Annotated in this window: 26 protein-coding genes; 19 read left to right on the top strand and 7 right to left on the bottom strand. The window is 75.3% G+C overall.

Annotation, left to right across the window (positions count from 1 at the left end):
• From EV188_RS04330 to EV188_RS04345, 4 genes are read left to right on the top strand one after another with little or no spacing between them, the layout of a single operon-like run.
• Complete coding sequence (locus tag EV188_RS04330) at positions 1-1,011, top strand: dihydrofolate reductase family protein (RefSeq protein ID WP_133824944.1); 1,011 nt, start codon at positions 1-3, stop codon at positions 1,009-1,011.
• Between the two features lie 33 nt (positions 1,012-1,044).
• Complete coding sequence (locus EV188_RS04335; protein WP_133824945.1) at positions 1,045-1,518, top strand: hypothetical protein; 474 nt, start codon at positions 1,045-1,047, stop codon at positions 1,516-1,518.
• Positions 1,519-1,531: 13 nt separating this feature from the next.
• Positions 1,532-2,107, top strand: coding sequence for a pyridoxamine 5'-phosphate oxidase family protein (locus tag EV188_RS04340; protein ID WP_133824946.1), 576 nt, complete (start codon positions 1,532-1,534; stop codon positions 2,105-2,107).
• 44 nt (positions 2,108-2,151) lie between these two features.
• Positions 2,152-3,681, top strand: a complete 1,530-nt coding sequence (locus tag EV188_RS04345) for a cobyric acid synthase (RefSeq protein WP_133825402.1) — start codon at positions 2,152-2,154, stop codon at positions 3,679-3,681.
• Here the strand turns inward: EV188_RS04345 and EV188_RS04350 are convergent.
• Together EV188_RS04350 and EV188_RS04355 are read right to left on the bottom strand one after the other, a co-directional pair.
• Positions 3,660-4,883 (bottom strand): saccharopine dehydrogenase family protein, encoded by a 1,224-nt coding sequence (locus EV188_RS04350; RefSeq protein ID WP_133824947.1) that lies wholly within the window; start codon positions 4,881-4,883, stop codon positions 3,660-3,662. The two genes, EV188_RS04345 and EV188_RS04350, sit on opposite strands and share 22 nt — an antisense overlap.
• Before the next feature lie 30 nt (positions 4,884-4,913).
• On the bottom strand, positions 4,914-5,363 hold the full coding sequence (locus tag EV188_RS04355; protein ID WP_133824948.1) for a nitroreductase/quinone reductase family protein: 450 nt from the start codon (positions 5,361-5,363) through the stop codon (positions 4,914-4,916).
• 103 nt (positions 5,364-5,466) lie between these two features.
• On the opposite strand from EV188_RS04355, the gene EV188_RS04360 reads away from it, so the two are divergent.
• Positions 5,467-6,132 (top strand): TetR/AcrR family transcriptional regulator, encoded by a 666-nt coding sequence (locus EV188_RS04360; RefSeq protein ID WP_133824949.1) that lies wholly within the window; start codon positions 5,467-5,469, stop codon positions 6,130-6,132.
• Between the two features lie 163 nt (positions 6,133-6,295).
• Positions 6,296-6,475 (top strand): hypothetical protein, encoded by a 180-nt coding sequence (locus EV188_RS04365; RefSeq protein ID WP_133824950.1) that lies wholly within the window; start codon positions 6,296-6,298, stop codon positions 6,473-6,475.
• A 2-nt stretch (positions 6,476-6,477) separates the two neighbouring features.
• Here EV188_RS04365 and EV188_RS04370 read toward each other — a convergent pair whose 3' ends face one another.
• The gene (locus EV188_RS04370) at positions 6,478-7,128 is read right to left on the bottom strand and encodes a TetR/AcrR family transcriptional regulator C-terminal domain-containing protein (protein WP_133824951.1); all 651 of its coding nucleotides are present in this window, start codon (positions 7,126-7,128) and stop codon (positions 6,478-6,480) included.
• Positions 7,129-7,196: 68 nt separating this feature from the next.
• Between EV188_RS04370 and EV188_RS04375 the strand changes: the two genes are divergently transcribed.
• Together EV188_RS04375 and EV188_RS04380 are read left to right on the top strand one after the other, a co-directional pair.
• Positions 7,197-8,177: an ATP-binding cassette domain-containing protein gene (locus EV188_RS04375; RefSeq protein ID WP_133824952.1), complete on the top strand. Its 981-nt coding sequence runs from the start codon at positions 7,197-7,199 to the stop codon at positions 8,175-8,177.
• Entirely contained in the window at positions 8,177-9,040 is an 864-nt protein-coding gene (locus tag EV188_RS04380; protein WP_133824953.1) for an ABC transporter permease, read from the top strand. The genes EV188_RS04375 and EV188_RS04380 overlap by 1 nt, the downstream gene beginning before the upstream one ends.
• A 13-nt stretch (positions 9,041-9,053) precedes the next feature.
• On the opposite strand, the gene EV188_RS04385 is transcribed toward EV188_RS04380, so the two are convergent.
• On the bottom strand, positions 9,054-10,454 hold the full coding sequence (locus EV188_RS04385) for a mycothione reductase (protein WP_133824954.1): 1,401 nt from the start codon (positions 10,452-10,454) through the stop codon (positions 9,054-9,056).
• Positions 10,455-10,831: 377 nt separating this feature from the next.
• Between EV188_RS04385 and EV188_RS04390 the strand changes: the two genes are divergently transcribed.
• The 6 genes from EV188_RS04390 (at position 10,832) to EV188_RS04415 (ending at position 17,164) form a co-directional block, all read left to right on the top strand.
• Positions 10,832-11,647, top strand: a complete 816-nt coding sequence (locus EV188_RS04390; protein WP_243741460.1) for a S1 family peptidase — start codon at positions 10,832-10,834, stop codon at positions 11,645-11,647.
• A gap of 241 nt (positions 11,648-11,888) precedes the next feature.
• Positions 11,889-13,922: a VWA domain-containing protein gene (locus tag EV188_RS04395; RefSeq protein ID WP_133825403.1), complete on the top strand. Its 2,034-nt coding sequence runs from the start codon at positions 11,889-11,891 to the stop codon at positions 13,920-13,922.
• Positions 13,923-13,980: 58 nt separating this feature from the next.
• Positions 13,981-14,595 (top strand): cob(I)yrinic acid a,c-diamide adenosyltransferase, encoded by a 615-nt coding sequence (gene cobO / locus EV188_RS04400; RefSeq protein ID WP_133824956.1) that lies wholly within the window; start codon positions 13,981-13,983, stop codon positions 14,593-14,595.
• Positions 14,592-15,950 carry a cobyrinic acid a,c-diamide synthase CobB gene (locus tag EV188_RS04405; protein ID WP_208113971.1) on the top strand — a complete coding sequence of 453 codons (1,359 nt, stop codon included), beginning with the start codon at positions 14,592-14,594 and terminating at the stop codon, positions 15,948-15,950. The genes cobO and EV188_RS04405 overlap by 4 nt, the downstream gene beginning before the upstream one ends.
• Positions 15,947-16,813, top strand: coding sequence for an alpha/beta fold hydrolase (locus EV188_RS04410; RefSeq protein WP_133824958.1), 867 nt, complete (start codon positions 15,947-15,949; stop codon positions 16,811-16,813). The genes EV188_RS04405 and EV188_RS04410 overlap by 4 nt, the downstream gene beginning before the upstream one ends.
• Positions 16,814-17,164 (top strand): cobalamin biosynthesis protein, encoded by a 351-nt coding sequence (locus EV188_RS04415; RefSeq protein WP_133824959.1) that lies wholly within the window; start codon positions 16,814-16,816, stop codon positions 17,162-17,164. It begins immediately after the preceding gene.
• Here EV188_RS04415 and EV188_RS04420 read toward each other — a convergent pair whose 3' ends face one another.
• Positions 17,165-17,833, bottom strand: coding sequence for an alpha/beta fold hydrolase (locus EV188_RS04420; RefSeq protein WP_133824960.1), 669 nt, complete (start codon positions 17,831-17,833; stop codon positions 17,165-17,167). It abuts the gene before it with no gap.
• 135 nt (positions 17,834-17,968) lie between these two features.
• On the opposite strand from EV188_RS04420, the gene EV188_RS04425 reads away from it, so the two are divergent.
• The 4 genes from EV188_RS04425 (at position 17,969) to EV188_RS04440 (ending at position 23,167) form a co-directional block, all read left to right on the top strand.
• On the top strand, positions 17,969-18,442 hold the full coding sequence (locus EV188_RS04425; RefSeq protein ID WP_133824961.1) for a LapA family protein: 474 nt from the start codon (positions 17,969-17,971) through the stop codon (positions 18,440-18,442).
• Entirely contained in the window at positions 18,439-19,527 is a 1,089-nt protein-coding gene (locus tag EV188_RS04430) for a cysteine--tRNA ligase (RefSeq protein WP_208113972.1), read from the top strand. The genes EV188_RS04425 and EV188_RS04430 overlap by 4 nt, the downstream gene beginning before the upstream one ends.
• Positions 19,528-19,712: 185 nt before the next feature.
• Entirely contained in the window at positions 19,713-21,134 is a 1,422-nt protein-coding gene (locus EV188_RS04435) for an HNH endonuclease signature motif containing protein (protein WP_133824962.1), read from the top strand.
• Between the two features lie 188 nt (positions 21,135-21,322).
• Positions 21,323-23,167: a coiled-coil domain-containing protein gene (locus EV188_RS04440; protein ID WP_133824963.1), complete on the top strand. Its 1,845-nt coding sequence runs from the start codon at positions 21,323-21,325 to the stop codon at positions 23,165-23,167.
• 4 nt (positions 23,168-23,171) lie between these two features.
• Here the strand turns inward: EV188_RS04440 and EV188_RS04445 are convergent, their stop codons facing one another.
• Positions 23,172-23,444: a cupin domain-containing protein gene (locus tag EV188_RS04445; RefSeq protein WP_133824964.1), complete on the bottom strand. Its 273-nt coding sequence runs from the start codon at positions 23,442-23,444 to the stop codon at positions 23,172-23,174.
• Between the two features lie 210 nt (positions 23,445-23,654).
• Here EV188_RS04445 and EV188_RS04450 point away from each other — a divergent pair, with 210 nt between their 5' ends.
• Positions 23,655-24,632, top strand: coding sequence for a sugar-binding transcriptional regulator (locus EV188_RS04450; RefSeq protein ID WP_133824965.1), 978 nt, complete (start codon positions 23,655-23,657; stop codon positions 24,630-24,632).
• On the opposite strand, the gene EV188_RS04455 is transcribed toward EV188_RS04450, so the two are convergent.
• Positions 24,596-25,270: a hypothetical protein gene (locus EV188_RS04455; protein WP_133824966.1), complete on the bottom strand. Its 675-nt coding sequence runs from the start codon at positions 25,268-25,270 to the stop codon at positions 24,596-24,598. The two genes, EV188_RS04450 and EV188_RS04455, sit on opposite strands and share 37 nt — an antisense overlap.
• Positions 25,271-25,273: the final 3 nt, after the last annotated feature.

Genomic DNA, 25,273 nt, shown 5'->3' on the forward strand with positions numbered 1-25,273 from the left:
ATGAAGCGGCCGCACGTGCTCGCGTCGGCGGCGGTGTCGATCGACGGGTTCCTCGACGACGCCTCGCCGCAGCGGCTCGTGCTGTCCGGGCCCGCCGACCTCGACCGCGTCGACGCCGAGCGCGCCAGCGTGGACGCGATCCTCGTCGGCGCGGGCACCGTGCGCGCCGACGACCCGCGCCTGCTCGTGCGCTCGCCGGACCGGCGCGCCGACCGGGTCGAGCGTGGCCTCGGGCCCTCGCCGCTGCGCGTGGTGCTGTCCTCGCAGGCCGTCGACCCCGGCGCGCGCGTGCTCACCGAGGGCCGCGACGTCGCCGACACCGTCGTGCTCGCGGGCACGCCGCACGAGGTGCTCGACCACCTCGCGGGCCACGGCGTCGTGCGCCTCATGGTCGAGGGCGGGGCGGGCGTGCACCGGGAGTTCCTCGGCGCCGGGGTGGTCGACGAGCTGCAGCTGGCGGTGGCCCCGCGCCTCGTCGGCGACGGCCCGCGCTTCACCGGGGCGCCGGACGAGGCGCACCTCGTCGAGGCCCGCACCGTCGGGCCCGACGTCCTGCTGCGCTACCGCTTCGGCGACGCCGACGCCCGCTGGCTGGGGGAGGCCTGCTCGCTCGCCGAGCGCTGCCCGCCCTCGCCGTCGGCGTTCTCGGTGGGCTGCGTCGTGGTGGCCGCCGACGGCACGGTGCTCGCGACCGGGCACAGCCGCCGCGACGACGTCCTCGACCACGCCGAGGAGGTCGCCCTGCGCGACGTCGACCGCGCCGACCCCCGCCTGCCCGGCGCCACGATCTACACCTCGCTCGAGCCGTGCGGGCAGCGGGCGTCGCGGCCCGTGACCTGCGCCCAGCACATCCTCGACGCCGGCATCGGCCGGGTGGTCATGGCCTGGCGCGAGCCCCCGCTGTTCGTCGGCACGCCGTCGGGCGCCGCCCGGCTCGAGGCCGCCGGGGTGGAGGTCGTCGAGTGTCCCGGGTTCGAGGACCTCGCGCGGCGACCCAACCGGCACCGCTGAGCGCCGTCGTGCCTCCTCGTTCAAGGTGGTGACGTGCGCTCCCTGCCGATCCTGCTGCCCGCCGCGGTGATCACGGCCCGCGCGTGCCCGCTCGCGTCGATCCGCCAGGTCCGTACCTGGCGGCTGCGGTTCGTCGAGCACACCGCCGGCGCCGAGCGCCTCCCGCGCCCCGCGGGCTGGTCCGACGTGGTCGAGGCGCACGCGGACCCGCGGGGCGAGGGCACCGTCGAGCTCAACGGCGACGGGTTCCGCGCGGTCTGGGACGCCCCGCACCGGGTGGACGGGCCGGTGCGGCTGCGGGGCGAGCTGGTCGTCGACCCCCTCGACGGCCTCGAGACCACCGGCCGGATCCACCGCGTGCGGCTGCTCACCGAGACCGTGCGCGAGGAGGCGACGGGGGAGCGGACCGTGGCGCTGACCGCGCGCGACCTCTCGGCGATCCCGAAGGCGGTGGACGACGACCGCGACCGCGGCGTGCTCCTGGATGTCGAGCTGGGCGTCGCCTGAAAGACTGGCGGGCGTGGCGAAGGTCTACGAGCGCATCGAGCCCCGCCTGGCACGCTGGATCGGCGAGCAGCCGGTGTTCTTCGTGGGCACCGCGCCGCTGTCGGGCGACGGGCTGGTCAACGTCTCGCCGAAGGGCCTGCGCGGCACGTTCGGCGTCCTCGACGACCACACGTTCGCCTACGTCGACATGACCGCGAGCGGCGTCGAAACGATCGCCCACCTGCGCGAGAACGGCCGCGTCTGCGTGATGTTCTGCTCGTTCGACGGCACGCCGAACGTCGTGCGCCTGCACGGGCGCGGCCGGGTGGTGACGCACGGCGAGCCCGGGTTCGACGACGCGCTCGCGCCGTTCGTCATGGGGCTGGCGTCGCGGCGTACCGAGGCCCGCGGCGTGATCACCGTCGACGTCACCCGCGTCGCCGACGCGTGCGGCTACGCGGTGCCGCGCATGGAGCTCGAGGGCGACCGCGAGCTGCTGGACTCGTGGGCCGAGCGGCGCAGCCCGGAGTGGCTGCGGAACTACCGCACCGAGAAGAACCAGCACTCCCTCGACGGCCTGCCCGGGCTGGCCGGACTGCCGGACTGGTGACGGGACGCGGAGCGCAGCGGAGCCGGACCAGGACGACGGGCACGCTGCTCGTCGCCGGCACCACGTCCGACGCGGGCAAGAGCGTCCTGGTCGCCGGGATCTGCCGCTGGCTGCACCGCCGCGGCGTCGACGTGGCGCCGTTCAAGGCGCAGAACATGTCCAACAACAGCGTCGTCACCGGCGACGGCGGCGAGATCGGGCGCGCGCAGGCGCTGCAGGCCGCCGCGTGCGGGCTCGCGCCGAGCGTGCTGTTCAACCCGGTGCTGCTCAAGCCGGGCACCGACCGCAGCTCGCAGGTGGTGGTGCGCGGCGTCGTCGACGGGACGGTGTCGGCGGCGAGCTACCGCGAGCGCAAGGCCGCGCTGCTCGAGGTCGTGGTCGACACCCTCGCCGAGCTGCGCGCCGCCCACGACGTGGTGATCTGCGAGGGCGCCGGGTCGCCCGCGGAGATCAACCTGCGGGCCACCGACATCGCCAACATGGGCCTCGCCCGCGCCGCCGACCTGCCCGTGGTCGTCGTCGGCGACATCGACCGCGGCGGCGTGCTCGCCCACCTGTTCGGCACGCTCGCGGTCCTCGAGCCGGCCGACCAGGCCCTCGTCGCCGGCTGGATCGTCAACAAGTTCCGCGGCGACCCCGCGCTGCTCGCCCCCGGGCTCGACCAGCTGCGCGCGCTGACCGGCCGGCCCACCCTCGGCGTGCTGCCGTGGAGCCCCGAGCTCTGGATCGACGCCGAGGACTCCCTCGGTCACGTCGCCGACGGCGTCGTCGGGCGCCCGGCGCCGCCGCACGGGCGGGACTGGCTGCGGGTCGCGGTCGTGCGCCTGCCCCGGGTCTCCAACGGCACCGACGTCGACGCGCTCTCCAGCGAGCCCGGGGTCGCCGTGCGCTGGGTGACCGAGCCGTCGCGCCTCGCCGACGCCGACCTCGTCGTCCTGCCCGGCTCGAAGACGACGGTCGCCGACCTCGTGTGGCTGCGCTCGACGGGGCTCGCCGACGCCGTGACGGCGCACGCGCGCGCGGGCAAGCCGGTGCTCGGCGTCTGCGGCGGCTACCAGATGCTCGGCCGGCGCATCCACGACCCGCACGGCGTCGAGGCCACGCCCGGCACCGTCGACGGGCTGGGCCTGCTCGACGTCGAGGTGACCTTCGACGTCGCCAAGCACCTCGGCACGCCGACCGGCACCGCGCTCGGCGAGCCGGTGGCGTTCTACGAGATCCACCACGGCCGCGAGCTGCGCGGCGCGGGAGCGCCCCTGGTCACCCTCGCCGGCGGGACGCCGGAGGGGGTCGACGCCGGGCACGTGCTCGGCACCCACGCCCACGGGCTGCTCGAGAACGACGCCCTGCGCCGGCGTCTGCTCGGCCGGGCGGCGGCGGCCGCGGGCCGGGACTTCACCCCCGCGCCCGACACGTCCTACGCGGCCGTCCGCGCCGCCCAGCTCGACCTGCTCGGCGACCTCGTCGAGAAGAACCTCGACACCGACGCGCTGGAGCGGCTGATCACCGACGGCGCGCCGGCGGGACTGCCGGCCATCCAGACGACGATCGGTCAGGCGCGCGCGACGTCGTAGACGTGCCCGGCGGTGCGCAGCCGCTCGACCAGCGCCGGGCCCATGGCCGTGGCGGGGGTGAGCGAGCCGGTCCGCGCGGGCAGGCGCTCGCCGTCGAGGGCCAGGCACAGGCCGCTCTCGCCGAGCATCACCGCGGTGGCGGCGTAACCCGGGTCGCCCGAGCCGGAGACGCGCGCGGTGTAGCGGGCGCCGGTGGTGGTGGTCGCCTCGATGTCGTGGCGGAACCACCCGTTCTCGCGGGTCTTCTCGCTCGGGCCCTCGCCGGGCTTGGGCAGCACGCGGTCGAGGACCTGGCGCACGCCCGGGGTCGACAGCCCGGCGAGCAGCCCGCCGAGCCCCGCGGTGATCGCGCCGGCGGTGACGGCGCCGACCGGGCCGCTCCCGGCGCCCATCACCTCGCCGTAGCGCAGGCCCTTGCCGTAGGCGTAGCCCGCGATCGCGTTGGACCGCCGCACGATGCGGGTGTTGTACGAGGCCATGACGAACGGCGCGACCCAGCGGCCGTCGACCCGGTGCGGTGCCGGGTTGTCGCTGGGCTGGCGGGTGTCGGGCTCGGCGTCGCGCTCGGGGGAGAGGCCGAACGGGTCGCGCATGAGCTTGAACAGCGACCGGTCGGCCTTCGCGCCGTCGGCGAGCCCCTTCATCGAGTCGATCGTGCCGCCGGAGACGCCGCCGCGGACCCGGACGATCGCGGTGACGTCGGTGAGCTCGCCCTCGCCGTCGGCCTGGACCCGGCTGTGCAGTAGGAGGACCGCGAGGTCGGAGGGGATCGAGTCGTAGCCGCAGGAGTGCACGATCCGCGCGCCGCTCGCGCGGGCGGCGTCGTCGTAGCGGTCGATGGCCTCGCGGGCGAACTGGACCTCGCCGGTGAGGTCGGCGTAGTGCGTGCCGGCCGCGGCGCACGCCTCGACCACCGGCAGGCCGTACTTGGCGTAGGGGCCGACCGTGGTCACGAGCGCGTCGGTGGACGCGGCCATCCGCGCGAGCGCGGCGGTGTCGGCGGTGTCGGCGACGACGAGGGGCCAGTCGGAGCCGGGCGCGGGCAGCCGGTCGCGGACCTTCTCCAGGCGCTCGCGCGAGCGTCCGGCCAGCGCGATCCGGGTGCCGGCCGGGGCGTGGCGGGCCAGGTAGTCGGCCGTCAGCTCCCCGACGAAGCTCGTCGCGCCGAACAGGACCAGCTCATGTTCACGATCACCGGACATGGCCGCACGATACCGGCCGGTAGTCCGGCCTCACGCCGTCGTGATCGCGAAGACCGGGTGGCGGTCGGCGATCGCCGCGATCTCCTCGTCGCTCGCGTCCGCGCCGACGCCCTCGAAGAATGCGCCGACCTCCCAGGCCCAGGCGCGCAGGTAGGCGCGCAGGACCGGGATCTTCTCGGCCGCCGTCCCGAGCTCCACCGCGCGGACCGTCTCGGTGCGCCGGCCGACCGTCAGCTCGCCCTCGCCGGCGACGCGGATGTTGCGGACCCACTGGGTCTCGCCGCGCGCGGCGACGAGGTAGCGGCGGCCGTCGAGGGTCAGCGGGTTGACCGGCGTCGTGCGGATCTCGCCGCTCGTGCGGCCGCGGACGCCGAGCACGGCGGAGCCGGCCAGCGGCAGGCCGAGGCGGGTCAGGCCCGCGACGAGCGGGTTCATCACGCGGCGGGTGAGGCGTCCGGGGGCCTGGTAGTGGGTCGTCATGGCGGTGCTCCTGGCTTGTTCGGAGAGCGGTGCTCTCGATTGCTGTCGAGTGTTCTCCCGTCGCCCCGGCCTGTCAAGAGCACTGCTCTCGCTTTGTGGCAGGATGCTCGTCGTGCCTCCCGGAACCCGCGCGCGGGCGCGCGCCGAGACCTCCCGCGCGATCCTCGACGAGGCGCGCCGCCAGCTCGCCGAGCACGGCGCGGCGGCGCTCTCGCTGCGGTCGGTGGCGCGCGAGGTCGGCATGGTGTCCTCGGCGGTCTACCGCTACGTGGCGAGCCGCGACGAGCTGCTGACCCGCCTGATCGTCGAGGCCTACGACGCCGTGGGGGAGCGGGCGGAGGCCGCGCGCGACCCGGAGGCGCCGGCGCGCGAGCAGTGGCGCGCGGTGTGGCGGGCCGTGCGGGCGTGGGCCCACGAGCACCCCGCCGAGTACGCGCTGATCTACGGCTCGCCGGTGCCCGGCTACGCCGCGCCCGTCGAGACCATCCCGGCGGCCGGGCGCGTCGGCGTCGTCCTCGCCGCGATCGTCGTCGAGCACGGCGATCCGTCGGGGGTCGCACCGTGGCCCGAGGTGCTGCGCGCGGACGTGCTGCCGGGTCTGCCGCCGGCCCTGTCGGTGCCCGCGGTGGTGGCGTGGACCCAGCTCTACGGCACCGTCGGGTTCGAGCTGTTCGGCCAGTACGAGAACGTCGTCGTCGATCGTGACGCCTACTTCGACGCGGTCGCCGCCGCGGCTGCGACATCCGTGGGGCTGCCCGAGAAGATCTGAGACCGTCCGGGCGCTTGACGCCGTGCGCCCGGCACCCGACGGTAACGAGGTCAACGACGCTGAAGGGGGCCCGATGGCGGAGCACAGGCGGTCCGGCACGGAGGGTGAGCCGTCGCTCCCCGAGACCGTCGAGCGTAAGCGCGCAGCCGAGGAGGTCGCCGACGTGACGGCGGACTCGCTGCCCGAGGCCGAGCGCAAGGCCCGACGTGCGGCCGACGAGCTCGACACCTCGCTGCCGGGGACCGAGCACCGCGAGCGGGCCGAGGCCGAGCACGCCGACGCGGAGGAGGCGCAGGAGAACCCGCGCCCGATCCCCGGCGAGGAGTACCGCAAGCGCGACTGAGGTCAGGCGGGTGCCACCGCGTCCCCGAGCTGGACGCGCAGCCCCGCGATCATGAGCTCGAGGCCGTGGCGGAAGAGCGCCTCGTGGTCGGCGCCGTGCTCGGAGCGGTCGGCGAGCACGGCGGTGAGCGCCGCGTGCTGGGGGAAGCGCGCCGCGTCGTGCGCGGTGCCTTCCGATGCGTCCACCGCCGTGTCGCGCTCCCGCTCGGCCTGGTACTCCAGCGCCGAGCCGATGACGAGGTTGCCGACGGCCTGGATCGCCGCGAACGCCTGCGTCGGCGCGAAGCCCGCGCCGACCAGGGTGCCGAGCACCTGCTCGACGGCCGGCATCGCCGCCTCGGTCGGCCGGTTGCCGGCGACGACGAGCGCCGCGTCCCGGTGGGTGACCAGCGCCCTGTACTGGCGGGTCGCGCGCTCGCGCAGCCAGTCCGCCCAGTCCTCGCCCGGCGCGGGCGGCGTGACGTGCCACTGGTCGACGAGCAGCCGCTCGGCGACGTGGTCGAGCAGCGTGCGCTTGTCGGCGACGTGCCAGTAGAGCGTCGGCGCGCTCACGCCCAGCTCGCGGGCGAGGCGGCGCAGGGACAGCCCCTCGAGGCCGACCTCGGCCAGGAGACGCACGGCGGCATCGACGACGTCGTCGCGGGTGAGGGCCATGCACGCTCCTTGCTCTCTCTAACAGTGTCAGAGTAGCGTCTCTAACACCGTTAGAGGAGGGGCACGGGATGGACACACCGGCGGTCGCGGTCCGCGGCCTGGTGAAGCGCTACGGGACGGTCGAGGCGGTCCGCGGCATCGACCTCGAGGTGGCGCGCGGCGAGACGTTCGGCTTCCTCGGGCCAAACGGCGCGGGCAAGTCGACCACGATCAACATCCTCTGCACGCTCGTCGAGCCGACCGACGGGCACGCCGAGGTCGTCGGGCTCGACGTCGTGCGGGACCGCGCCGCGGTGCGCCGGCGCATCGGCCTGGTGTTCCAGGACCCGACCCTGGACGCCCCCATGTCGGGCGAGCAGAACCTTCGCTTCCACCAGGAGCTCTACGGGGTCGACCGCCGGCGCGCGCCCGCCCGCCGCGAGGAGGTCCTGCGCATGGTCGGCCTGTGGGACCGCCGCGGCGACGAGGTGCGCACCTACTCCGGCGGCATGCGGCGCCGCCTCGAGATCGCCCGCGGCCTGTTGCACTCGCCGCAGGTGCTCTTCCTCGACGAGCCGACGATCGGGCTCGACCCCCAGACGCGCGGCACGATCTGGGACTACGTCGCCGAGCTGCACCGCAGTGAGGAGATCACGGTCTTCGTCACCACCCATTACATGGACGAGGCCGAGCACTGCGACCGGATCGCGATCATGAACGAGGGCCGGATCGTCGCCCTCGACACCCCGGACGCCCTCAAGGCGCAGGTCGGCGCGGACCGGGTCTCGATCACCACCGACGACGACGAGGCGGCCCTGCGGGCGCTGCGCACCGAGCTCGGGCTCGAGGGGGCGGTGCGCGAGGGGGCGGTGACGATCGCGGTGCCCGACGGCGCCGGCTTCGTGCCCCGGCTCTTCGACCGTCTCGGCGGCCACGGCGTGGCCATCCGCTCGGTCACCGTCACCCGCCCCAGCCTCGACGACGTCTTCCTCGCCCACACGGGCTCGACGATCCGGGACGCCGAGGCGGGCCCGAGCATGCACCCGATGGCGATGCGGATGAGGCGCTGATGACCACCACCGTGCGACCCGAGGCCCTGCACATCCCGCAGAGCAGCCTCGTCACCGAGACCCGCGCCGCGACCGTGGTCTGGCAGCGCGAGATGATCCGGTTCGTCAAGGACCGGTCGCGGATCCTGTCCTCGCTGGCCCAGCCGCTGCTGTTCCTGTTCGTGCTCGGCACCGGCCTCGGCTCGCTCCTGAACAGCAGCGCCGGCGGCACCGTGGGGTTCACGACGTTCCTGTTCCCCGGGGTCATGGCGATCTCGGTGCTGTTCACCGCCGCGTTCGCGGGCATCTCGATCGTCTGGGACCGCGAGTTCGGGTTCCTGCGCGAGATGCTCGTCGCGCCGGTGTCGACGGCGTCGATCCTCGTCGGCAAGGCCCTCGGCGGCGCGTCCGTGGCGACCCTGCAGTGCCTCGTGCTGCTCGCGCTGGCCGGGCTCGTCGGCGTGCCCTACGACCCGCTGATGCTCCTGGCGATGATCGGCCTGATCTTCCTCATGGGCTTCATGATCACCTCGCTCGGCCTCGTGCTGGCCGCCCGCGTGCGCCAGGTCCAGACGGCGATGCCGCTGGTCCAGCTCGTGATCACGCCGCTGATGTTCCTGTCCGGCGCGCTCTTCCCGCTCTCGGGGCTCCCGACGTGGCTCACGGTGCTGACCCACGTCAACCCGATGACCTACGCCGTCGAGCCGCTGCGCTCGGTGGTGTTCGACCACCTCGACGTCGACGCCGCCACCCGCGCCCGGTTCGACCCGGGGATCGTCTGGGGGAGCTGGCACGTGCCGGTGAGCGTGCAGATCCTGATCACCGTGGCGTCGTGCGTGATCCTGCTGGCGCTGGCGGTGTGGCGGTTCCGTCGCACCGAATAGGGGGACCGGGTGGTCACCAGTTCTCGGGGTCGAGCGCGAGCCCGAGCAGCGCGTTCTCGATCACCTCGGGCAGCGCCGGGTGGATCCAGTACTGCTTCTCGGCCATCGTCCGTGCGTCGAGGCCGAACGTGATCGCCTGGATGAGCGGCTGCACCAGCGAGGACGCCTCGGGGCCCATGAGGTGGGCGCCGAGCAGCGTCCCGTCGGGCGAGGCGACGATCTTGACGACACCGGTGGTGTCCTCCATCGCCCACCCGAAGGCGACGTCGCCGTAGCGCTGGGTCTTGCAGACGTAGGGGATGCCGCGGTCGCGGCAGTCCTGCTCGCGCAGCCCGATCGAGGCGATCTGCGGGTCGGTGAACACCGCCGACGGCACGTGGGCGTTGTTCGTCGCCCGCGGCTCGTCGGGGTGGAGCAGGTTGTGCCGCACCACGGCGGCCTCGTGGTTGGCGACGTGCTTGAGCTGGAACTCCGAGCTCACGTCGCCGAGCGCCCACACGCCCGGGGCGGTGGTGCGCTGCTGCTCGTCGACGACGATCCGGCCGTCGGGGTGCAGCGCGAGCCCGCCCGCGGCGGCGTCGAGGCGGTCCGAGTTGGGGATGCGCCCGGTGGCCACGAGCAGCGCGTCGCCCTCGATCGAGCCCTGGTGGGAGTGCAGGACGATCGTGCCGTCCGCGCGCTGCTCGGGCGGCGCGGTGGGCGCGGCCTCGAGCAGGACGTTCCACCGCTGCGCGGCGAGCTCGGTGAACCGCGCCGAGATCTCCTCGTCCTGGTCGCGCAGGAGCGCAGGCCCCCGGGTGGCGAGGGTGACCTCGGAACCCAGCGCGGAGAACACGTGCGCGAACTCGGCGGCGATGTAGCCGCCGCCGACGATCGTCAGGCGGCGCGGGACCTCGTCGAGGCGCATGACGTCGTCGGAGGTGTGGAACGGGACGCCGCTCGAGGCGATGACCTCGGGGATCGCCGGCCGCGCGCCCGCGGCGACGACCACGCGGTCGCCGGTGACGGTGACCGGCGCCCTGTTGCCTGTGGGGCCCTCGGTCGGCGTCACGGCCAGCTCGCGCTCGCCGGCGAAGCGGGCGTGGCCGAGGTAGACCGTCGTGCCCTCCTGGCCCTGCCGGTAGGCCTGCCCGCCCGCCGAGATCGGGTCGATCCGCCCGAAGACGCGGTCGCGGATGTCGGTCCAGCGGATCTTGTCGACCGAGGCGTCCACGCCGAGCCTGCTCGCGTGCCGGATCGTCTCGGCGACGTCGGCCGCGTACACGTACATCTTGGTCGGGATGCAGCCGACGTTCAGGCAGGTCCCGCCGTAGACGCCGTGCTCGATGATCGCCACGTCCATGCCGGCGAACCGTTCGTCCGGGATCGTGTTCCCGGAGCCGGTGCCGATGATGACCAGGTCGTGGTGGGGCACGGGCTCCACGGTAGTGCGCCACCGGAGGCCGTGCGGTCCGGCCGGTGAGGGTCACCCACGCGGGACCCTCGCGACGAACGGTCGGCGGGCGGTCCGTTCGTCGACGAGCGGCGACCGCTCACCGGCCGACGACCACCCGTCGGTGTCGTTTACCGACGGAAATCGACCGTTCATCGTCGCTCGGCGGAGCGAACCTTCCGTCCACCGCCTTGTCCGGGGGTCGAGCGGCTGCTGTGGTCTGCGGCCAACGGCAGCTCCCACTGCGCCACACAGCGCAGTCGAGGAGCCGCCGAACGGACCTGGGCGAAAGGGCGGACCGGATGTCGAACGGCGTGCGCGGTGGGCTGGCCGACTGGCCGGGAGGTCATGTCGTCCTCGTGACGGGACGGGCCCTCGTGCTCGCCGGTGCCGCCCTCCTGCTCGCGCTGGCCGCCGCCGGGGGCGCCTGGGCGGCGGACGGGACGCCGCCCACCGACGACGGCTCCGGCGGTGGTCTCGTCGTCGACGCCGGCGTCCGCGTCGTCGGTGGCGCGCGGACGACCACCGACGAGAACCCGTGGGCGGTCTTCCTGACCGACCAGGGCGGCTTCCAGTTCTGCGGCGGCACGCTCGTCGCGCCGGACAAGGTGCTCACCGCCGCCCACTGCATGGCCAGCACCACCGCGCAGCAGACCCGGGTGGTCTTCGGCCGGGACGACAAGCAGTCGACGGTCGGCGAGACCTCGGCCGTGACGTCCTCCTGGACGAGCCCGGAGTTCGAGGGCGTCGGCCAGGGCACCGACCTCGCGGTGCTGACGCTCGCGACCCCGAGCGCGCGCACGCCGCTGCCGCTGGCCGGCCCGGGCGACGAGAAGCTCTACCAGGACGGTCGCGCCGCCCAGATCCTCGGCTGGGGCACGACGGCGGAGAGCGGCGCGCCGTCGCGGTACCTGCTGACGGCGACCGTGCCGATGCGCGGCGACGACTACTGCCGGGCCGGCGACCGGTCGTTCGACGCCCGCCGCCTGACCTGCGCCGGGTTCGACCAGGGCGGCGTCGACTCGTGCCAGGGCGACTCCGGCGGGCCGCTCGTCGCCGGGGGGAAGCTCATCGGCGTCACGTCCTTCGGTGACGGGTGCGCCCGCGCCGGCAAGCCCGGGTTCTACGTGCGGATCGCCGCGGTGAGCGCGGCGCTGGCGCCCCAGCTGAACTGAGGTAGAGACGTCCGGACCGGAGGGCAGACCGGTCCGACGAAACGGAGACGGGACCCGGGCCCACCTGCCCCCGGGTCCGGGTCCCGCTCCGCGGAGGCGCCTCCCTGTCGCGGTCATCTCAGCGGACGCTCAGATGTCGTGGGTTAGGGTCGGCCGTCCTGTCTCCCCCTACTCGTGAGGACCCGTCTTGGGCTTCCCGTTCTCGGCCGTCGTCGGCCACGAGGACCTGCGAACCGCCCTCATGCTCACCGCCGTCGACCCGGGCATCGGGGGCGTGCTGGTGCGCGGGGAGAAGGGCACCGCGAAGACGACGATCGTGCGGGCGCTCGCGACGCTCCTGCCGCCGGTGGAGGTCGTCACCGCCGACCGGTTCTCGGTGGACGTCGACGCCGGTGAGGAGAGCCCCGACGGTCCGTTCCCGGCGGACGCTGATCGGGAGCGCCGTGCCGTGCGGCTGGTCGAGCTGCCCGTCGGCGCGTCCGAGGACCGGGTCATCGGGTCCCTCGACCTCGAGGAGGTCCTCGCCCACGGGCGCGCGACCGTGCGGCCGGGCCTGCTCGCCGCCGCGCACCGGGGCGTTCTCTACGTCGACGAGGTCAACCTCCTGCACGACCACCTCGTCGACCTGCTCCTCGACGCCGCCGCGACCGGCCGCGCCACCGTCGAGCGCGACGGCGTCTCGCTGACCCACCCCGCGGCGTTCCTCCTGGTCGGGACCATGAACCCGGAGGAGGGCGAGCTGCGCCCGCAGCTGCTGGACCGCTTCGGGCTGACCGTGCACGTCACGGCCTCGCGCGACGTCGCCGAGCGCACCGAGGTGGTGCGGCGGCGGCTCGCGCACGACGCCGACCCGGCGGGGTTCGCGGAACGCTTCGCCGGTGAGGAAGACGCGCTACGGGCGCGTCTGGTGGCGGCCCGGGCCCGGCTGGCGTCCGTGGTGCTGCCCGACGCCGAGCTCGTGCGGATCTCGGCGCTGTGCGCGGAGGTCGAGGTCGACGGGATGCGCGCCGACGTCGTCCTCGCCCGCACGGCCGTGGCCCACGCCGCCTGGCGCGGCGCGGACGCCGTCGACGCGTCCGACGTCCGCGCTGCCGCCCGCCTCGCCCTGCCCCACCGGCGCCGCCGCGACCCGTTCGACGAGCCGCACCTCGGCGACGACGAGCTCGACGAGGCCCTGGAAAAGGCCGAGCAGGAGGCGGACGAGGCGGCGGACGAGCCGGAACCACCGGAACCGCCGGAGGGCGGCCCGGACGATGACGGTGGCGGTCCGCCGGACGACGGGGGCGGTCCTCCCGACGGTGGTGGCGACGGGCCGGGCGGGGGCGGCGCGCCGCCGCCGGCGTCCGGGGAGGTGCCGCCGAGCCCGCCGTCGAACGGGTCGTCGTCGGACTCATCTCCTCAGCAGTCCGAGCCGTCCCAGCCGTCGGAGCCGTCCCAGCCCTCGGAGCCCGCGGGCGTCCCGGTCGGCGCCCCCGCGCGGACGCGGCTGAAGGCGCGCCGGTTCGAGATCCGCGGGACGGGGGAGGGCGCGCCGGGCCGTCGCTCGCGTGCCCGGGGCCGGCAGGGCCGCGTGGTCCGCGCGGTGCCGGACGCCCGCGACGACACGACGCTGCACGTCCCCGCGACGGTGCTCGCGGCCGCCGGGCGGGGTGCGCAGGTGGGGCGTGACGACCTGCGCCACGCCGTGCGCGAGGGCCGCGAGGGCAACCTCGTCCTGTTCTGCGTCGACGCGTCGGGGTCGATGGCGGCGCGGCGGCGGATGTCCGCGGTCACCGGGGCCGTCGCCGCCCTGCTCCGCGACGCCTACCAGCGCCGCGACCGCGTCGGTGTTGTGACGTTCCGGGGCTCGTCGGCGAGCGTGACGCTCCCGCCGACGACGTCCGTGCACGCCGCCCACGCCCGCCTCCACGACCTGCGCACCGGCGGGCGGACCCCGCTCGCCGACGGCCTGCGCACCGCCCGGGCCGTGCTGCGCACCGAGCGCACGCGCGATCCCCGGCGGCGCGGGCTGCTGGTGGTGCTCACCGACGGGCGCGCGACGTCGTCCGGCGGGCTCGACGCCGCCCTGGACGCCGCGCGGGGTCTGGCGCGCGACGCCGGGGCCGCCGGGCGGGGCGCGAGCATGAGCACGGTCGTCGTCGACTGCGAGTCCGGTCCGGTGCGCCTCGGGCTCGCCGGCCGCGTGGCGCGCGTCGCCGGCGGCACCGTCGTCACCCTCGACGAGCTGACCGGCGAGTCCGTCGCCGGCGTGGTCGAGCAGTTCCGGGCCTCGTGAGCGGAATTCCCGGCCATAGCCGTGAATTTCGCTCACATACCGACGAAGGAGGGTCGCCGTGCCGCAGGGGGTCCCGAGCAGTGTCCCGGACGACGGGCTGACGACGCGCCAGCGCCGGCGGCGACCGCTGCTCGTCGTCCACACCGGCGTGAACAAGGGCAAGTCCACCGCGGCGTTCGGGCTCGCGCTGCGGCAGTGGACCGCCGGGTCGTCGATCGCGGTGTTCCAGTTCGTCAAGTCGGCGAAGTGGCGCGTGGGCGAGGAGACCGCCCTGCGCGCCCTTGGTGACCTGCACCGCGAGACCGGCCAGGGCGGGCCCGTCGAGTGGCACAAGATGGGCGAGGGCTGGTCCTGGTCGCGCAAGCAGGGGTCCGAGGAGGACCACGCCGACGCTGCGCGCGAGGGCTGGGCGGAGATCCGGCGCCGCCTCGAGGCGGGCGCGCACGACTTCTACGTGCTCGACGAGTTCACCTACCCGCTGAAGTGGGGGTGGATCGAGGTCGACGAGGTGGTGTCGGTGCTGAACGACCGTCCCGGCCACCAGCACGTCGTCGTCACCGGCCGCGACGCCCCGCCGGCGCTGATCGACGCCGCGGACCTCGTCACCGAGATGACGAAGATCAAGCACCCGATGGACGCGGGGCAGAAGGGGCAGAAGGGGATCGAGTGGTGACGCTTCCTGCCCGGGTCGTCGTCGCGGCGCCGTCCTCGGGCAGCGGCAAGACCACCGTCGCCACCGGCCTGCTCGGCGCCCTGGAGGCGCGCGGCACCGCCGCCGCCCCGTTCAAGGTCGGCCCCGACTACGTCGACCCCGGCTACCACGCCCTGGCCGCCGGGCGCCCCGGGCGCAACCTCGACCCCGTCCTCGTCGACGCCGCGACCCTGCCCGGGCTGGTGGTCCACGGGTCCCGGGGCGCGGAGCTGGCCGTGATCGAGGGCGTCATGGGGCTCTTCGACGGGCGGATCGGCGCTTCTCCGGACGGCGATGGTTCGACCGCCCACGTCGCCCGGATGCTCGACGCCCCGGTGGTGCTCGTGGTGGACGCGCGCGGCCAGTCCCGGTCGGTCGCCGCGCTGCTCGCCGGGTTCCGCGACTTCGACCCGCGGCTGCGGCTGGGCGGCGTGATCCTCAACCGGGTCGGGTCGCACCGCCACGAGGAGATCCTCCGCGCCGCGTGCGCCGAGGTCGCCCTGCCCGTGCTGGGCGTCCTGCCGCGCCACGCCGAGCTCGCCGTGCCGTCCCGCCACCTCGGGCTGGTCACCGCCGCCGAGCACGGCGCCGCGGCGCGCTCCGCCGTCGACGCGATGGCGGGCCTCGTGGCCGACCACGTCGACCTCGACGCCGTCGCCGCCCTCGCACGCTCGGCGCCGTCGACGCCGGCGTCGGCCTGGGACCCGGAGGCGGCGGTGGGCCCGGCCGTCCCGGGCGACCCGGTGGTGGCCGTCGCCGGGGGAGCGGCGTTCACCTTCGGCTACCCCGAGCACGTCGAGCTGCTGGCCGCCGGCGGGGCCCAGGTCGTCACCGTCGACCCCGCCCACGACACCGCGCTGCCCCCGGGCACGGCGGGCCTCGTGCTGCCCGGCGGCTTCCCCGAGGAGCACGCCGAGGCCCTGTCCGCCAACGCCGCCCTGCGCGAGGACGTGCGCGCGTTCGCAGCGGCGGGCGGGCCGGTGCACGCCGAGTGCGGCGGGCTGCTCTACCTCGCGCGCTCGCTGGACGGCGCGCCGATGTGCGGGGTGCTCGACGCCAACGCCGCCATGGGCCCCCGCCTGGCGCTGGGCTACCGCACCGCGACGGCCTGCGCCGACTCCCCGCTCGCCGCGGCCGGCGAGACCGTCACCGGCCACGAGTTCCACCGCACCGTGACGACCCCGCGCGCCGGCGCCGCCCCGGCCTGGCGCTGGGGCGACGCCGAGCCCGAGGGGTTCGTCGCCGGCGGCGTCCACGCCTCCTACCTGCACACCCACCCGGCGGGCCGTCCCGACGGTGTCGCCCGCTGGCTGCGACACGTCACGATGTCCCGATGACCGACCGCCGCGTCACCGTCCACGGGCGCGCCGTCGCCGTCGTCGAGCACGGCGACCCCGCCGGCGCGCCCGTCTTCTTCTTCCACGGCACGCCGGACAGCCGCCTCGGCAAGGACTTCACCGACGGGCCGGCCCGCGAGCGGGGCCTGCGCGTCCTCTGCCCGGACCGCGGCGGGATCGGGCGCTCCGACCCGGTGCCCGGGCGCACGATCGCGGGCTACGCGGGCGAGGTGATCGCGCTGGCCGACGCCCTCGGGATCGACCGCTTCGCGACCGTCGGCTATTCCGCGGGCGGGCCGTTCGCACTCGCGTGCGCGGCCGGCTGCGGGCCGCGGATCACGGGCACCGCGCTCATGGCCGGCGCCGGGCCCATCGACGACCGCCCGGGCGCCCGCGAGGGGCTGGCGAAGTCGGACCTCGAGATGCTCGACAACCTCGACGACCACCCGCGCCGCGAGGCCATGATGCTGCGCCTGCAGAAGTGGGCGAGCGAGATCGTGCCGAAGACCGCCGTCGCCCAGATCGCCGAGGAGCTCACCGAGCCCGACCGCGCTTTCCTCGCCCGGCGCTCCCCGAAGGAGGAGATGTCCTTCTTCGTGGAGTCGTTGCGCCAGGGGCCCGCGGGGGTGATGGAGGAGTACCGGCTGTGGGCGCAACCCTGGAAGATCGACTGGTCCGCGGTCACCACGCCCGTCGAGATCTTCCAGGGCGAGGCCGACGCCATGGTGCCGATGCACCACGCCGAGGACATCGCCTCGCGCCTCCCCACCGGCGTCGGGCGCCTGCACCGGCTCCCGGCCACCGGGCACCTGTCGATCCAGGACCACGTCGGCGACGTGCTCGACGCGCTGGTGACGCCGTAGATGGTGCTCGTCCTGGGCGTCGGGATCGAGCCGGGCACGCCGCTGGCGCACCTGCAGGAGGCGGTGGGCGCGCTCGGCCTCGACGGCGTCGACGTCGTCGCGACGATCGTGACGCGGGCGTCGGAGCCGGCGGTCCTGGAGCTCGCCGCGGGGCGCCTGCTGCGGACCTACCCCGCGAGCGAGCTCGACACCGTCGACGTCCCCAGCCCCTCGGCCGTCGTCCGCCGCCTCACCGGCACCGGCAGCGTCGCCGAGGCGGCCGCGATCCTCGCCGCCCGCGAGCACGGCGGCGGCGTGCTCGTGATGCCGAAGCAGCGGGGGCGCGGGGTGACGGTGGCGGTGGCCCGCTGATCACCGACGAGCGGCGTCGAGCAGGAGGTCGCGGAGCTGCTCGGGGACGTCGCGCATGAGGTTGTGGGCGGCGTCGAGCTCGTGGACCGACCAGGCCGGGTCGTCGCGCAGCCGGGCGAGGGTGTCGACGAACGGCGAGGTGAGCGCGCCCCAGTCCTTCGCGTAGAGGTAGACGCGCTTCCGGTGGCGCTCGAGACCGTGCGCGAGGACGGCGGGCTGCTCGAGGGTCGCGAGCGGGTGGTCGGTCGCGCGGGCGTCGAAGAACGGGAGCTTCGGGACGAGGCCGGTCGCGCGGCCCTCGCCGTACCAGGCGCGCTCGTGGTCGTCGGTCATCGTCCGGGCGGTCTCGCCGTCGCGGGGGACGAAGGCGTCGAGGTAGACGAGCGCGTCCACCGTCTCGGGGCGACGGTCGGCGGCGACGGTCATCGGGAGCCCGCCGTAGCTGTGCCCGGCGAGGACCACCGGCCCGTCGGCGGCGTCGAGGGCACGCACGACGTCGGCGACGTGGGTCTCGAGGTCGACGGCGGGGTCGGGCGGGGTGTCCGGGTCGCCGACCGAGGTCAGGGTCAGCGCGTTGACGGTGTGGCCGGCGGCGCGCAGCTCGGCGGCGAGGTCGTCGAAGCACCAGCCGCCGTGGCACATCCCGGGGACGAGGACGAAGGTGGTCATGGCGTCGATCGTCGCGGCCCGCGAGCCATACGTCGAAGACATGTCAGGTCTGTGTGCCATCACCGCAGCTTCTGATCGGCGTGGCACTCGCCTCGGGGCTCACGTCCGGCGCCGGGACGCGCGAAGATGGCGGCCATGAGCGAGCAGTCCCGGTACGGCGCGCCGTCGCCGGCCGACGGGCCGACCACGCCCGGCACCGGAGCGGTGTCCCGGGCCGAGCTGGCCGGTGATCGACTGCCGGGTGATCGACCGCCGGGTGATCGACCGGCGGGCGATCGAGTGGCCGGGCCGCCGTCGGAACCCGTGACGATCCCCGACGGTGCCGCGGCGGCGCGCCCGCGCATCCGGACCTCGCCGGGGCGGACGCGGATCGGCGGCGCGTGGATCGGGCTGATCCTCGGTGCCGTGGTGCTCGTGTTCCTGCTGGTCTTCATCCTCCAGAACCTCGACCCGGCGCGCGTCGTGTTCCTCGGGCTGGAGGCCACCCTGCCGCTCGGCATCTGGCTCTTGTTCGCCGCGATCGCCGGGGTGCTGCTGCTCGCCATCCCCGGACTCGGGCGGATGGTGCAGTGGCGCCGTGCGGCCAAGCGCACGGGGAGGACCCGTTGACGAACCCGTCGCTGCGCCTGGCCGGCGCGCCGTTGCCGCTGGTCGGGCGCGCCCGCGCCTACGTCTGCGGGATCACGCCCTACGACACGACCCACCTCGGCCACGCGTCGACGTTCGTGTGGGCCGACGTGGCCTCCCGCGTGCTGCGTCGCCTCGGGATCGAGGTCGTGAGCTGCCGGAACGTCACCGACGTCGACGACGTCCTCGACGCCGCCGCCGAGCGGGCCGGGGCGCGGTTCGACAGCTTCGCCGCCGTCGGACAGTTCCGCTTCGACCACGACATGGCCGCGCTCGGCGTCCGCCCGCCGACCCACGAGCCGCGCGCGCACAACCACGTCGACGGCGTCGTCGCCCTCGCCGCGGCGCTGCTCGAGCGGGGTGCGGCGTACGAGCGGGGCGGGGCGGTGCTGTTCCGTTCTTCTTTGTTGCCGTCGGTGGCCGATCCCGTCGGCGACGAGACGTCCAGCGAGGCGCCCTGGCCCCACGCCGAGAACCCGGCGGACGCCCTCGTCTGGCGCCCGGCGCAGCCCGGCGAGGCCGCCTGGCCCAGCCCGTGGGGCGACGGGCGCCCCGGCTGGCACGCGGAGTGCGCGGCGATGGCGCTCACGGTCCTCGGCTCGTCGATCGACCTGCACATCGGCGGCGCCGACCTCCGCCACCCGCACCACACCACCCAGGCCGCGATGGTCGAGGCGGTCACCGGCGTCGCGCCCTTCGCCCGGGCGCGCCTGCACGTCGGCACGGTGCGCGTGGACGGCGAGAAGATGGCCAAATCGGCGGGGAACCTGCTGCTCGTCGGCGAGCTCCTCGAGACCCACCCGGCCGCCGCTGTGCGGCTGCTCCTGCTCGACCGGCCCTGGGCGCAGCCGTGGGACGTCACCACGGGCGCCCTCGACGCCGCCGCCGCGCGCCTCGAGCGCCTCTACGCCGCCGCGGCCCGGCACCCCGGCGGCGACGGCCCGGCGGCCGAGGCCGTCCTCGCGCGGCTGCTCGACGACCTCGACGTGCCCGGGGCGCTCGATCTCGCCGAGACCGAGGGCGGCGAAGCGGCCCGGACGACGCTGGCGGTGCTGGGGCTGGCGTGAGCCGTGGTTCGCGCGCCGTGGTTACTGAGCGAAGGGCACCTTGGCTCGGATAGACCGGCGAGGGGCGCCCTACGCCGGATCATCGGGGTGCTCGGGCTGCGGATTGTTGCCGGTCGCGGAGTTCGTTGAGGCGGTCTCCGCGAACGGGCCCGGCGTTGTCGGGGGTGCGCTCTAGAATCGAACACATGAGCGAACGGGTGCTCGGGTCGGTGGAGCGGGACGCGATCGAGCGCGCCCGCCTCGGCGAGATCGCCCGCCGCCGGGAGGACTACGCGCGTCTCGAGCAGGTCGCTGCGCTGGAGGAGCTGCAGGTCGCGGAGGTCAGCGGGGCGCGTTCGACTGGGCGGTTGCTCGAGGAGCTGTGGCGGATCGGCGCGGTCGAGGCGAAACGGCTGGTCGCCGAGGCTGCCGACCTGTGCCCGCGCCGCTCCATCATCGGAGAGGCGCTGCCGGCGCGGTTGCCGGCCACCGCCGCGGCGGCGAAGAGTGGGCTGCTCGGCCCGGCGCACATCGCGATCATCCGCACGACGATGCGCCGTCTCGACCGGGTCGAGGGTCTGCCGCTCGAGGAGTGGGTCGAGGCCGAGCGCCGCCTGGCCGACGACGCGACCCGGCTCGGCCCCAAGGGGTTGCAGGCGGTCGCGGACCGGTTGTTGGCCCATCTCGATCCGGACGGTCAGGAGCCGCCCGAGGAGAACGCGGGCTGCGACGACGAGTTGCTGTTCACCCGCCGCAAGAACGGGGTGCTGCACTTCCGCGGCCGAATGTCGGATCCGGTCGACGCCGAGGCGTTCCAGACTGTCGTCGACGACCTCGCCGCCCCGTGCGGTCCCGACGACACCCGTGAGCTGGCCCTGCGCCGCATCGAAGGCCTCAAAGACCTCGTCGGGGACGCGCGCCGACCGCACGGCATCTCCGCCGACGGACCCGACGGCGAACCTGGTGACGGAGCCACCGACGGAGCCACCGACGGAGCCACCGACGGACCTGTCGATGGACCCCGCGATGGGTACGGGCCGGCGGATGGGTCAGACCAGGCGGACGCCCCGGAGGCTTTGATCCCCGAGCCGCGCCGCCCCGCATCCGAGCGCCGCCGCCCGGTGCCCGGGCGACCGGGGCGGGCGTTGCTGACCATCACCATCGATCACCGCTGGCTGCGTGGGGCGCTCACCGAGAGGGGCGGCTACGGCGTCCTGGAGTCCGGGGTGCGGGTGCATCCGGGCACGGTGCGCCGCTGGGCGTGCGACGCCGAGATCGTCCCGGTGGTGCTGGGCAGCAAGTCCGAACCCCTCGACGTCGGGCGCCTGCAGCGCACCGCGCCAGACGCGATCCGCCGGGCGCTCAATCTGCGCGACGGGGGCTGCGCGTTCCCCGGCTGCACCCTCCCACCCCGGCGCTGCCAGGCCCACCACGTCAAAGAGTGGATCGACCACGGGCCCACGGCGACCGAGAACATGTGCCTGCTGTGCCGATATCACCACCAGGTGATCCACCACGGGCACTGGACCATCCAGATGATCGACGGGCTGCCCTGGTTCACCCCACCCTGGATCATCGACCCCGAACGACGACCCCGACCCGGCGGACGACCACGCGTCCCCCTCTGAGGCGTCGCGGGCGGTGCGTCCCGCGTCGCCGAGGCGGCGCGATCTCTGCCCGGTCGTGGGCGTGGCGCGTCGAACACCTCTCCGCGTGTCATGGCGCGGCGCGCCGGATCTCGTCGAACATCCCCCTACCGTGGGCCGCGCGCCTGGGTGGGAGGCCCCGTCCCCGGCGGCGGAGGGGAGGTGGCCTCGTGGTGGTGGGCACCCGATGGTGGCGTCGTACCGACGCCGAGCTCGGCGCGGAGGACGTCTGGGGCGGACCGGACGAGGTGACCCTCGCGCCCGCCCCCCGCAACTCGCCCGACGACGCCGAGCGCGAGGCCCGCGAGACGACCGGCGCGGGAGAGACGCCCCAACGCACGGCGCACGACGAGCGCGCGGCGCGCGATCAAGCTGAGCGCGAAGCGCGTGAGCAGGCTGAACGCGAGAGCCGCGAGGCTGCCGAACAGGAGGCGCGCGACCAGGCTGAACGCGAAGCTCGCGAGACCGCCGAGCGGGAGGCTCGCGAGAAGGCCGAGCAGGAAGCACGCGAGACTGCCGAACGGGAGGCGCGCGAGAAGGCCGAGCAGGAAGCCCGCGAGACCGCCGAACGCGAAGCGCGCGAGCAGGCCGAACGCGAAGCCCGCGAGACTGCCGAACGGGAGGCTCGCGCGAAGGCCGAGCAGGAAGCTCGCGAGGCCGCCGAACGCGAAGCCCGCGAGACCGCTGAACGCGAGGCCCGCGAGAAGGCCGAGCAGGAAGCTCGCGAGGCCGCCGAACGCGAGGCACGCGAGACTGCCGAGCGGGAGGCTCGCGAGCAGGCCGAACGCGAGGCGCGCGAGCAGGCCGAGCGCGAAGCGCGCGAGCAGGCTGAGCAGGAAGCGCGTGAGCGGGCCGAACGGGAGGCCCGCGAGAAGGCTGAGCAGGAAGCTCGCGAGGCAGCGGAGCGCGACGCCCGCGAGGCCGCCGAACGCGAGGCCCGCGAGAAGGCCGAGCAGGAGGCTCGCGAGAAGGCCGAGCAAGAAGCACGCGAGCAGGCCGAACGCGAAGCGCGGGAGAAGGCCGAACGCGAAGCCCGCGAACGCGAAGCGCGCGCCAGGGCGGCGCGCGCAGCGGCCGAGCGCGAGGCGCGGGAGAAGGCCGAGCAGGAGCGTGTCGCGACGCTGCCCGGGGAGGCGGTGTCACCGTCCGTCGCGCGCCAGGCCGCCGCGCGGGACGAGGCGGCGCGGCAGGCGGCGAAGGCGGACCGGAAGCGCCGCCGTCGGCGCGTGCTCCTGATCTTCCTCATCGCGTTGGCGGCGGTGGCGGCCGTGTGGATCGTGCCGCGGCTGATCGCGCTCGCGCTGGCGATCGTGACGGCGCTCGGCGGGGGCTCGGCCGCGGTCCCGGCGAGCGCGGTGGAGACGCCGGTGGCCGCGGCGTCCGCCGCCGGTGCGGCACCGGCACCGGCGGCACCCGCACCCCGCCAGGAGCTGCCCCGTGGCGGGACGACGATCGCGCCCGACCACCGGGTCGTCGTGCTCCGCGCGACGCCCGGCGTGTCGACGGAGGAGACGGCCGATCGCGTCGAGTCCACCGCGACGGCGTTCCGCACCACCGACCGGGAGGCGCTGCCGGCGCTCGAGCTGCCGGTGGCCGACGCGGCCGCGAGCGGTGCCGCGTGGCAGCAGCTCGCCCTCACCCGCGCCCACCGCCAGCTGCTGGTGCTCGCGGTCCCCACCGGCCCGACCGGCGTCGTCGAGGCCGTCGAGCCCTGGGAGCGCCTGCTCCGCGAGCCCGACGTCGGCCTCGCCCTCGACGCCGCGACGCCGCTCCCGCCCGAGGAGCTCGGCGCGGCGACGCGCTGGCTCGCCGACGTCGTCCGGGCGGCGAACCTCCCGCAGAAGCTGCTCGTGGTCCCGGGCGCGGCGACCGGCGCGCCCCCGGAGATCGCCCTCGTCGCCACGGGCGACGCGACCCCGCCCGCGCTGCGCGGGACCGTCGTGCCCACCGGCGGCCCGAGCGCCCGCGAGATCCTCGCGGCCGAGCCGGCCCCGGACGTCGTCCTCTACCGCTGACCCTCTACCGCTGACCCCCACCGTCGGCCGCGAGCACCAGCAGTTCGACGCCGCCGACCGTCTCGACGCCGTGCCGCGTCGCACGCGGGACGTGGAGGACCTCGTTCGGCCCCAGCCCGACGGCCGGGCGCCCCTCGACCTCGATGCGCGCGTGGCCGTCCAGCACGATCACGAGCCGGTCGGCGTCGTCGTACCGGCGCGGGCCCGTGTGGGCGTGCGGCGCCAGCGTCATCCGCACCAGCGAGACGCCGCCGTAGCCGTCGTCCGGCCCCACCACTGGGCGTCGACCGCATCGAGGGCGAGCCCGTCCCCGGCGATCGACGCAGGCTCCGGTGCGGTCGTGCTCATCCGTCTCCTCCTCGGCGCGGTAGAACGAATCGAGCGCTCATCTGAGCAGTTCGGACCGCTCAGCCAAGACCTCCCCCCGCAGTAGAGAACCCGCATCTTGCCCACGTCAAGTGCTGAGCCGAGACGCTACGATGCTCATATGAGCACAAGCGTCGAGAGCGCCGGCTGGGGACCTGGTCGCCGCCTGCTCGCGGCCACGGCCGCCCACCGCTTCCACGTGCTCGGGCGCACCAAGGTCGAGATCGCCCGGGAGCTCGACATGAGCCGGTTCGTGGTCGCCCGCCTGCTCGACGCGGCGCAGGAGCAGGGTCTCGTGCGCATCGAGGTCACCGCGGGCGACGACCTCGACCACCGGGCCTCGGAGGACCTCGCCGCGACCTACGGCCTGCGCCGGGCCCTGGTCGCCCCGCGGGACGGCCGCTCCCTCGTCGCCGGCCTGACCGCCGAGCTCCTCACCGAGATCGTGGGTGCCGACGACGTCCTCGGGCTGGCCTGGTCACGGACGATCAACGAGGCGGTCGACGCGCTGACGGCGCTCCCGCCCTGCACGGTCGTCCAGCTCTGCGGCGCGTACTCGCTGCCGTGGCGCTCCGACACGTCGGCGGAGACCGTCGCGCGCGTCGGCGCGCTGTGCGGGGGCCCGACGTTCCCGATCTACGCCCCGCTCGTGCTCCCCGACGACCAGACCGCGCGCACCCTGCGCGAGCAGCCGGGGGTCGCCGACGCCTTCGGCCGCTTCGCCGACCTGACGATCGCGGTGATCTCGGTCGGGGCCTGGAGCCCCGAGCACTCGACGGTCCACGACGTGCTCGACGCGGACGAGCGCGCGGCGCTGGCGGACCGCGGCGTCGTCGGCGAGGTCGTGGCGCTCCCGTTCGACGCCGACGGCCGGGTGCTCGACGTCGACCTCGCGCGCCGCGTGCTCGCCATCGACGAGGCGGCGCTGCGCGCGGTCCGCGAGGTGATCGTCCTGGTCGCCGAGCCGGAGCGGGCCCGGGCCGCCGACGCGCTCCTGCGCTCGGGGCTCGGCACCACCCTGGTCACCGACGCGGCCACCGCCCGGGCGCTGCAGGAGACGGCTCAGCGCCAGGTCGACGACCGCCGCGCGAGGTCGTAGACCGACTCCAGCTCGCCGTACCCCAGCGCCTCGGGGAGCATCGCCAGCCGGTCGGCGAGCCCGTCGCCGGCCGCGGCGAGCACCTCCGACGGGTCCGGGTCGCCGCCCGTGAGCCCCTCGAGACCGACGACGACGCCCCACACGCGCAGCGACTCCCTCCCGAGTGCCGCCCGCACGACGCCGACGGCGCCACGCAGCGAGTCGGCCAGCGCCGTCCGGTGCCCGCCCACGTGCACGACGCCGCCCCGGACCTCCACCCGGCCGGGAGCAGCCCGCGCCACCACCACCCCCGGCGTCCCGACGAGCAGCGTCGCCACCCCGTCCTCGCCCAGCGGCACGTCCGGGATGGCGCGCCAGGGCACACCCGCGGTCGCGATCCGCGAGAGCCGCCGCAGGCCCCGCGGGTTGACGACGGCGTCGACGGCTGCGGCGAGCTCGTCGTCGGCCGGAGCCCGAGCCGCCAGGTCCTCCCACCCCACCCCGAGCAGCTCCGCGAGCGCCCGGTGCCAGCGGGTGTGCGGGTCGCGGTCCGGCGACAGGATGTTGGCCCCGCACACCGAGCACGTCCGCCCCTCCTGGAAGCCCCACTCGTAGGTGGGTTCGGCGGCGACGAGCCTGCGGGCCTGGTCCGGGTCCACGCG

Origin of the sequence: Actinomycetospora succinea (assembly GCF_004363095.1) — a bacterium.
Taxonomy (GTDB): domain Bacteria; phylum Actinomycetota; class Actinomycetes; order Mycobacteriales; family Pseudonocardiaceae; genus Actinomycetospora; species Actinomycetospora succinea.

Excerpts from the sequence above, each read along its gene's own strand:
- EV188_RS04360 (WP_133824949.1), top strand. The coding sequence starts at position 5,467 with ATGCTCGTCGTGCCTCCCGGAACCCGCGCGCGGGCGCGCGCCGAGACC.
- EV188_RS04395 (WP_133825403.1), top strand. The coding sequence starts at position 11,889 with ATGCTCACCGCCGTCGACCCGGGCATCGGGGGCGTGCTGGTGCGCGGG.
- EV188_RS04380 (WP_133824953.1), top strand. The coding sequence starts at position 8,177 with ATGACCACCACCGTGCGACCCGAGGCCCTGCACATCCCGCAGAGCAGC.
- EV188_RS04435 (WP_133824962.1), top strand. The coding sequence starts at position 19,713 with ATGAGCGAACGGGTGCTCGGGTCGGTGGAGCGGGACGCGATCGAGCGC.
- EV188_RS04425 (WP_133824961.1), top strand. The coding sequence starts at position 17,969 with ATGAGCGAGCAGTCCCGGTACGGCGCGCCGTCGCCGGCCGACGGGCCG.
- EV188_RS04415 (WP_133824959.1), top strand. The coding sequence starts at position 16,814 with ATGGTGCTCGTCCTGGGCGTCGGGATCGAGCCGGGCACGCCGCTGGCG.
- EV188_RS04355 (WP_133824948.1), bottom strand. The coding sequence starts at position 5,363 with ATGACGACCCACTACCAGGCCCCCGGACGCCTCACCCGCCGCGTGATG.
- EV188_RS04410 (WP_133824958.1), top strand. The coding sequence starts at position 15,947 with ATGACCGACCGCCGCGTCACCGTCCACGGGCGCGCCGTCGCCGTCGTC.
- EV188_RS04330 (WP_133824944.1), top strand. The coding sequence starts at position 1 with ATGAAGCGGCCGCACGTGCTCGCGTCGGCGGCGGTGTCGATCGACGGG.
- EV188_RS04370 (WP_133824951.1), bottom strand. The coding sequence starts at position 7,128 with ATGGCCCTCACCCGCGACGACGTCGTCGATGCCGCCGTGCGTCTCCTG.
- EV188_RS04375 (WP_133824952.1), top strand. The coding sequence starts at position 7,197 with ATGGACACACCGGCGGTCGCGGTCCGCGGCCTGGTGAAGCGCTACGGG.
- EV188_RS04450 (WP_133824965.1), top strand. The coding sequence starts at position 23,655 with ATGAGCACAAGCGTCGAGAGCGCCGGCTGGGGACCTGGTCGCCGCCTG.
- EV188_RS04350 (WP_133824947.1), bottom strand. The coding sequence starts at position 4,883 with ATGTCCGGTGATCGTGAACATGAGCTGGTCCTGTTCGGCGCGACGAGC.
- EV188_RS04420 (WP_133824960.1), bottom strand. The coding sequence starts at position 17,833 with ATGACCACCTTCGTCCTCGTCCCCGGGATGTGCCACGGCGGCTGGTGC.